The sequence below is a fragment of the Actinomadura sp. GC306 genome, assembly GCF_004348665.1.
Lineage (GTDB): Bacteria > Actinomycetota > Actinomycetes > Streptosporangiales > Streptosporangiaceae > Spirillospora.
In genome coordinates this window covers 1-7,819 of the sequence record NZ_SMKM01000299.1, presented here as the reverse complement: position 1 = coordinate 7,819, position 7,819 = coordinate 1, and the positions used below count along the sequence as shown (strand labels likewise).

General features: G+C 77.2%; 5 protein-coding genes. 1 reads left to right on the top strand and 4 read right to left on the bottom strand.

Annotation, left to right across the window (positions count from 1 at the left end; genetic code table 11):
- From E1200_RS28670 to E1200_RS28655, 4 genes are all read right to left on the bottom strand, one after another.
- Positions 1-926, bottom strand: a 926-nt coding sequence (locus E1200_RS28670; protein ID WP_131955200.1) for a serine/threonine-protein kinase, incomplete at its 3' end; no start/stop codon positions are given.
- 125 nt (positions 927-1,051) lie between these two features.
- On the bottom strand, positions 1,052-4,324 hold the full coding sequence (locus tag E1200_RS28665; protein WP_131955199.1) for an error-prone DNA polymerase: 3,273 nt from the start codon (positions 4,322-4,324) through the stop codon (positions 1,052-1,054).
- The gene (locus tag E1200_RS28660; protein ID WP_131955198.1) at positions 4,317-5,834 is read right to left on the bottom strand and encodes a DNA polymerase Y family protein; all 1,518 of its coding nucleotides are present in this window, start codon (positions 5,832-5,834) and stop codon (positions 4,317-4,319) included. Before E1200_RS28660 ends, E1200_RS28665 begins: the two co-directional genes overlap by 8 nt.
- Entirely contained in the window at positions 5,831-6,613 is a 783-nt protein-coding gene (locus E1200_RS28655) for a hypothetical protein (protein WP_243708900.1), read from the bottom strand. Before E1200_RS28655 ends, E1200_RS28660 begins: the two co-directional genes overlap by 4 nt.
- A 144-nt stretch (positions 6,614-6,757) precedes the next feature.
- Here E1200_RS28655 and mtnA point away from each other — a divergent pair, with 144 nt between their 5' ends.
- Positions 6,758-7,792: an S-methyl-5-thioribose-1-phosphate isomerase gene (mtnA, locus tag E1200_RS28650; protein WP_131955197.1), complete on the top strand. Its 1,035-nt coding sequence runs from the start codon at positions 6,758-6,760 to the stop codon at positions 7,790-7,792.
- Positions 7,793-7,819 lie beyond the last annotated feature (27 nt).

Sequence of the window (7,819 nt, the reverse complement as noted above, 5' to 3'; positions counted from 1 at the left end):
GGCACGGGGACCGGGGCCGGAGCCGGGACGCCGGGCGCGTCGGCTTCCGGCGGGGCCGTCCACGTCTCGCCGAGCTCCGTCGTCACCGCGGCCTCGCCGGCGCCGCCGACCAGGCCGAGCAGCAGGTCGCGGGCGCTCGGCCGGCGCTCCGGGTCCTTGTGCAGCGCGGACTCCACCAGCCCCGCCAGCGCGGGCGGCAGGTCCCCGATCTCCGGTTCGGCGTGCACGGCGCGGGCGGCGAGGATCTGGAACGAGCCCTGCCCGAACGGGTTGTGCCCGCTCGCCGCGTACGCCACCAGGCACCCCCACGCGAACACGTCCACCGCCGGGGTGACCTGCTGGGAGGTGATCTGCTCGGGCGCGATCCAGCCGGGGGTGCCGACGACCTGCCCGGTCCGGGTGTGCGCGGACGCCACGTCCAGCGCCCGCGCGATCCCGAAGTCGATCACGCGCGGCCCGGAGATGGACAGCAGCACGTTGCTCGGCTTGAGGTCGCGGTGCACCAGCCCGGCGCTGTGGATGGCGACGAGCGCGGCGGCCACCCCGACCGCGACGCCGTGCAGCATCCCGGGGGACAGCGGGCCGTTCTCGGTGACGTGCTCCAGCAGCGACGGCCCGTCGATGTACTCGGTGACCATGTAGGCGAGGCCCAGGTCGTCGCCGTGCTCCAGGACCTGCGCGGTGCAGAACGACGCGACGCGCTGCGCGTTGGCGGCCTCGTCGTGGAACCGGGCCAGGAACGTCCGGTCGCCGGCCAGCGCGGACCGCACGACCTTCACCGCGACCTGGCGCCCGCCGGGGTCGCGGCCGAGGTACACCGCGCCCATCCCGCCCTCGCCGACCTTGGCCTCGATGCGGTACCGGCCGATCCGCGTGGGGTCCTCGGGGCGCAGTTCGCCCGGAGAAGACGCGCGCGGGCCGTCCATGCCGACCACCTTCCGCCCATGAGCCGCGCCTTGGCGGCCGCCGACGCGACGGCACGCGGTCCCAACTTTTCCTTACGATGTCAGAGGACGCCCCGAGGTTCTAGCGAGTCCCGGGCGGATGCGGATCAGTGGAAGTTCCGCGCGCGGACGCGGCCCGGCACGGGGAGCCGCCGCAGCCGCGTGGCGCGGACGTTGGTGACGCCGTCGGTGCGTTCGAGCCGCCCGCCGACCAGCAGCGCCTGCGCGTCGACGGCCAGGCCGCGGTGCCGCCGGAACACCTCCGGCGGGCACACCACGTTGATGATGCCGGTCTCGTCCTCCAGCGTCATGAACACGATGCCGCCGGCGGTCGGCGGGCGCTGCCGGTGGGTGACGAGCCCGGCGACGACGACGTTGGTGTCGCCCGGCGTCCCGGCGAGCCGTGCGGCGGGCAGCGCGCCCAGCTCGTCCAGCGCCTCCCGGACGTGCGCCACCGGGTGGGTGCGGGAGACACCCGTCGCCCACAGGTCGGCGAGCGTCTCCTCGATCGGCGTCAGCGGGGGCAGCGGCGGAGCGGACGTGCCCGGCGTCACCCCTTCGAGCCGCCCGGGGCCGGACCCCGCCAGCGCGCCCGCCGCCCACAGCGCCTCCCGCCGGGACAGGCCGAACCGGTCGAACGCGCCCGCCGTGGCGAGGGCCTCCAGCGCCCCGGCGGACAGCGGCACCCGCCGGGCGAGGTCCTCCATGCCCGTGTAGGGGCGGCCTGCCGCGATCGCCTCCGCCGTCTCCTCGCCGACGTTGCGGATGCCGGCGAACCCGAGGCGGATCGCGGGCTGCGGCTCGGCGGGCGCGTGCGGGTGGGCGGACTCCACCGGCACCGGCTCCTCCAGCACCGGGTGGACGCCGCTCGCGTTGACGTCCACGCCCCTGACCTCGACACCGTGGCGCCGGGCGTCGGCCAGGAGGCTCTGCGAGCTGTAGAACCCCATCGGCTGGTTGCGGACGAGGGCGGCGGTGAACGCGGCCGGGTAGTGCCGCTTCAGGTAGGCGCTCGCGTACACCAGGTGCGCGAAGCTCTGCGCGTGCGACTCGGGGAACCCGAAGCCGGTGAAGCCGAGGATCTTCTCGTACACGCTCTCCGCGACGTCGGCGGGGATGCCGCGCTCGGCCATCCCGTCCAGCAGCCGGCGCCGCAGCCGCTCGACGCGCTCGGGCGCGCGCTTGGCGCCCATCGCCTGCCGGAGCCGGTCGGACTCGGCCGGGGTGAACCCGGCGCAGTCCACGGCGAGCTGCATCATCTGCTCCTGGAACAGCGGCACGCCCAGCGTCCGCGACAGGGCCGGCTCCATCAGCGGATGCGGGCACGTCGCGGGCTCCATGCCCTTGCGGCGGCGCAGGTACGGGTGGACGGACCCGCCCTGGATCGGCCCGGGGCGGATCAGCGCGACCTCCACCACCAGGTCGTAGAACTCGCGGGGCCTCAGCCGCGGCAGCGTCGCCATCTGCGCCCGCGACTCCACCTGGAACACCCCGACCGTGTCGGCGTCGCCCAGCATGTCGTAGACGAGCGGGTCGTCCGGCGGGACGGACTGCAGGTCGTACCGCCGCCCGTGGTGCTCGGCGACCAGGTCGAAGCAGTCGTGCAGCGCGGCGAGCATGCCGAGGCCGAGCAGGTCGAACTTCACCAGGCCCGCCGCCGCGCAGTCGTCCTTGTCCCACTGCAGGACGCTGCGGCCCGGCATCGCCGCCCACTCGATCGGGCAGATCTCCCCGACCGGCCGGTCGGCGATCACCATGCCGCCGGAGTGGATGCCGAGGTGGCGCGGCAGCGCCAGCATCCGGTTCGCCAGCTCCATGACCGGCGCGGGGACGTCGCTCTCCGCACCGACCGGGTCGCGCGGGTCGACGCCCTTCGACCAGGCGTCCTGCTGGCCGGGGGAGAAGCCGAGCGCGCGGGCCGCGTCCCGCACCGCCATCCGCGGCCGGTAGCTGATGACGTTCGCGACCTGGGCGGTGCGTTCGCGCCCGTACTTGCCGTAGACGTACTGGATCGCCTCCTCGCGGCGGCGGTGCTCGATGTCGAGGTCGATGTCGGGCGGCCCGTCCCGGCCCGGCGACAGGAACCGCTCGAACAGCAGCCCGTGCCGGACGGCGTCGACCCCGGTGATGCCGAGCGCGTAGCAGACCGCCGAGTTCGCCGCCGACCCGCGGCCCTGGCACAGGATGCCCCGGCCGCGGCAGAACTCCACGATGTCGTGCACGATCAGGAAGTAGCCGGGGAAGCCGAGCCGCTCGATGACGTCCAGCTCCCGGGCGATCTGCGCGTACGCGCCGGACACGCGCTCCCGCTCCGGCGGCCCGTACCGCTGGAGCGCGCCCTCCTTCACCAGGTGGCGCAGCCAGCTCGCCTCGGTGTGCCCGTCCGGGACGGGCCAGTCCGGCAGGCGGGGCGCGACGACGTGGAAGTCGAACCGGCACTCGCGGCCGAGCGCGGCGGTCCGCTCCACGACGCCGGGGAACCGCGCGAGCCGCCGCGCCATCTCGGCACCGCTGCGGACGTGCGCGGTGCCGGTGGCCGGGAGCCAGCCGACCATGTCGTCGAGGCCGCGGCGGGCGCGGACGGCCGCCATCGCCTGAGCCAGCCGCGCGTCGGCGCCCGGCGCGGCGAAGTGCACGTTGTTGGACGCCACCACGCCGGTCCCCACCCGCGCGGCGAGGTCGAACAGGGCGTCGTTGCGGTGGTCGTCGTCCGGCTGGTCGTGGTCGATCAGCTCGACGAACACGTTCTCCCGCCCGAACATGCCGGTGAGGTTCCGCAGCTCCCGCTCCGCCGCGGCCGGCCCGCCCGCCTCCAGCGCCGCCGGGACCGAGCCCTTGCGGCAGCCGGTCAGCACCGCCCAGTGCCCGTCGTGGGCGCCGGCCAGCGCGTCCAGGTCGTACACGGGGCGGCCCTTGCGCCCGCCGGCGAGCTGCGCGGACGTGATCGCCGAGCAGAGCCGCGCGTACCCGGCGGCGCCCCGCGCGAGGACGAGCAGGTGCCGGCCGCCCGGGTCGGGCGCACCGGTCCGCGGCCCCGGCAGGCCGAGGCCCAGCTCGGCGCCGAACACCGTCCCGACGCCGGCCCCGGCCGCGGCCTGGGCGAACTGCACCGCCCCGTACATGCCGTCGTGGTCGGTGATCGCCATCGTCTCCACGCCGAGCCGCGCCGACTCCGCGACCAGTGCGGCGGGGTCGCTCGCCCCGTCGAGGAAGCTGAACGACGAGTGGCAGTGCAGCTCCGCCCACGGCACGTCCCCGGCCTCGCGGCGGGGCGCCGGGGGCTCTTGCGGCGGCTCCGCCGCCCGCGGCCGGGCGGGCCGCCACGACAGCCGCTCCTCGAACTCCCGCCACGGGATCGGCGGGTTGTGCCAGCTAGTCATAGACGGCCTCCACGTGCCACCGGCCGCCCTCGACGGCGAGGAGGTAGGCGGCGCCGTCGTCCGTGGTGACCTGGAACCGCGCCCGGCGCCGCGCCCGGGCCGGGTCCCACCAGCGCTCGTCGGCGGGCCACGGGCCCGTCCATCCGGTGACCGCGGCGGGACGGCCCCGGACGGTGAGCGTGGCGGGCGGCGCGGACACCTCGCACCGCGCCGACACCACCACGGCGGCGCCCGCCGCGTCGCGCAGCTCGGCGTCCGGCGGCGCCACCGGCACGACCGCCGGTGCCGGGGCGCCGACGCGGCCCGGCCACGGCCCCTCGGGCGGGCCGGCCGGGGCCAGGTCGCCCACCGGGATCCTGACGACCTGCTCGCCCGGCCCGCGCCCGCCCACCAGCACCGGGCGGGTGACGCCGCGGTGGCCTAGCAGCGCCTGGATGCGGTCGGCGGCCCGCGCGACCCGGTCGGTGACGGTGGTGCGGCCCCAGAGCGCCTCCTGCCGCCCCTCATCGGGGACGAGCTGGTCGGGGACCAGCTCCAGCCACGTCACCCCGCCCCACACCTGCTCGGCCTGGACGCCCTGCGGCTGCCAGGCCGAGAGCTGCCATCTCACCCGCTCGGCGACCGCCGCCGCCGACATGCCGTCATGGCGCCACAGCCGCCGCAGCACGCGGCCGTCCGCGAATCCGGCCGCGACCTCCAGCCGGACGCAGGCCAGCCCGTCCGCCGCGAGCCCCTCGTGCAGCTCGGCGGCGAGCCGCTTCGCCCCGAACACGACCCGCTCGGACCGCTCGGCGGGCGGCTCGAACGCGGCGCGCACCGACAGGTCGGCGGCAGGCCGGGCGGGCGCGAGCGGGCGCGGCTCCTCGCCCCTGGCCAGCCGGTGCGCGAGCGCCCCGTCCGCCCCGAACCGGCCGGCGACGTGCCCGGACGGCAGCGCCGCGAAGTCGCCCAGGGTCTTGACACCGAGGCGCCGCAGCAGGTCGGCGAGCTCCGGCCGGTCCAGCACCGCCAGCGGGTACGGCGCGAGGAAGGCCGCCGCGCCGCCCTCCGGCACCACGACGCCGCCCTGCCCGGCCCGCGCGGCGAGCTCCGCGGCGAACAGCCCGTCCGCGACGCCCGCCCCGCAGTCGTACCCGGCCTCGACCACCGTGTCCTGGACGAGGACGCGCAGCGCCTCCTCACCGTCGTGGAACTGCGCCGCGCCCCGCGCGGGCAGCGCGCACAGCCCCGGCCGCACCACCTCGACGCGCGGCGTCAGCTCCGCGACCGCCGCGGCGACGGTCTCGAACAGCCGCCCCTCAGCGTCGGCGTCGCGTTCCCGCACCGCCAGCTCCGGGCACCGCCGCTGCGCGTCCCGCAGCCGCTGGCCCCGCCGCACCCCCTCGGCCCGCGCCGCCGCCGTGCAGGCCGCGACCCGGCCCCGCTCCACCACGGCCCCGGCGGCGGACGCGTCCACCCCCACCGCCGTGACCGGCCAGTCCGGGCACCACACGACCAGGACCCGCGTCACGCGATCCCCTCCTCGGCCGGCACACGCACCCGCGGCGGGAGGGCGGACGGCCTCCGGTGGACCGGGCCGCCGTCCGCGACGGACCCGGGGACGAGCTCCAGCGGCGGGCGGACGGTCTCGTCCGGCATGACCGTGCCGTCCGGGGCGGGGAGCCAGACGCGGGCGCGACGGCCCCGGCCGGGGGCGTCGCGGCCCTCGGCGACGACCTGGACGCGGCGGCCGGTGAGCCGGCCGTGGCCGTCGGCGAGCCCCTCCCAGGCGGCGCCCTCCAGCCGCAGCCGCAGCCGGGTGCCCGCCCAGTCGCCGGCGAACGCGCCGGTCAGCGCCAGCACGCAGCCGTGCTTGCGGGCCAGCGCCGACAGGCGGCGGACCGCCGCGGCGCCGGGCCGCTCGGGCGGGCACAGCAGGACCAGGTCCACGGCCTCGCAGAGCGCGGCGACCACGTCCGGCCAGCGCTCGCCCGGGTCGTCCACGAGGAGGAGGCGCTCGGGGGCGGCCCCCATGCCGGCCGCGGCGGCGACGCCGAACTCCGGCAGGCCGACGACGCCGCACCAGCCGCCGGCGCCGTCCTCGCCGCCGTGCCGGGACACGCCCGCGACGAGCGCGAGGCCGAGGGACGCCGCGCCGGGCCCCGGCAGCCCCACGACCGAACCCGGGCGCAGCCCGCCGGGCACGGCGGGCCGCAGCGCGGGCAGCACGGGTACCGTGTCCCCGGCACCCGCCGGCACCGTGTCCCGCGCGAGGTCCCGCACGAGCTCCCGCAGCGCCCCCTCCGGCACGGCCGCCCTCCCTTCACCCCTCCGCACAATTTCGAACATGAGTTCGACCGTTGTCAAGTCGTCGCAGGTCACAGAGTGCGACGACGGGCCCGTAAGGCCCGGTGGCGTAGGGCATCGCGGATTTTCGCGGGCATCATGGGCGGTATGACGAGCGATGTGCGGACCATCGAGTGGACCGGCGGCGGACTGCGGCTCCTGGATCAGACCCTCCTGCCCGGCCGGGTCGAGTACCTGACGGCCGGGGACGTCGACACGCTCGTGGACGCGATCCAGCGGCTCGCGGTGCGCGGAGCGCCCGCGCTGGGCGTGGCGGGTGCGTTCGGCGTCGCCATCGCCGTCCGCCAGGCCGCGCGGGAGGGCTGGGACGCTGCCGCCCGCGACGCCGCGATCGCCCGCATCCGCGAGGCCCGCCCGACCGCGGTCAACCTCGCCGCGGGCGTCGACCGGGTGCTGCCGCTGGCCGCCGAGGGCGCGGACGCGGTGGCGGCCGAGGCGCAGGCGCTGCTGGACGAGGACATTCGCGGCAACCGTGCCATCGGGGCGTTCGGCGCCGACTGGATCCTCGGCCGCACCGGCGACCGGCCCCTGCGCGTCCTCACCCACTGCAACGCCGGCGCCCTCGCCACGGCGGGCTGGGGGACGGCCCTCGGCGTCGTCCGCGAACTGCACGAACGCGGACGCGTCGAGATCGTCTACGCCGACGAGACGCGTCCGCTCCTCCAGGGCGCCCGCCTCACCGCGTGGGAACTCCACCAGGCCGGGATCCCGTGCGTCGTCCAGGCGGACGGCGCGGCACCGAGCACGATCCTGCGCGGCCTGGCGGACGTGGCCGTCATCGGCGCGGACCGCATCGCCGCCAACGGCGACACCGCCAACAAGATCGGCTCGGTCGGCGTGGCGCTGGCCTGCGCGGCGGCCGGCGTCCCCTTCGTCGTCGCCGCGCCGTGGAGCACCATCGACCTGACCGTTCCGGACGGCGGCGGCGTCCCCATCGAGGAGCGCCACGAAGAGGAGATCCTGACCTGGGGCGGCGTGAAGACCGCCCCGGACGGCGTGGCCGGCTTCAACCCCGCGTTCGACGTCACGCCCGCCCGCCTCGTGACCGCCCTGGTCACCGAGACGGGCGTCCTGGAGGTCTCCGCGGGGGCGACGCCCCGTCACCCCCGTCGGCCATCATGAGGGACGTGCCGCCCCCGAACGCCACCC

Coding starts and splice junctions, on each gene's coding strand:
- E1200_RS28665 (WP_131955199.1), bottom strand. CDS start 4,324: ATGACTAGCTGGCACAACCCGCCGATCCCGTGGCGGGAGTTCGAGGAG.
- mtnA (WP_131955197.1), top strand. CDS start 6,758: ATGACGAGCGATGTGCGGACCATCGAGTGGACCGGCGGCGGACTGCGG.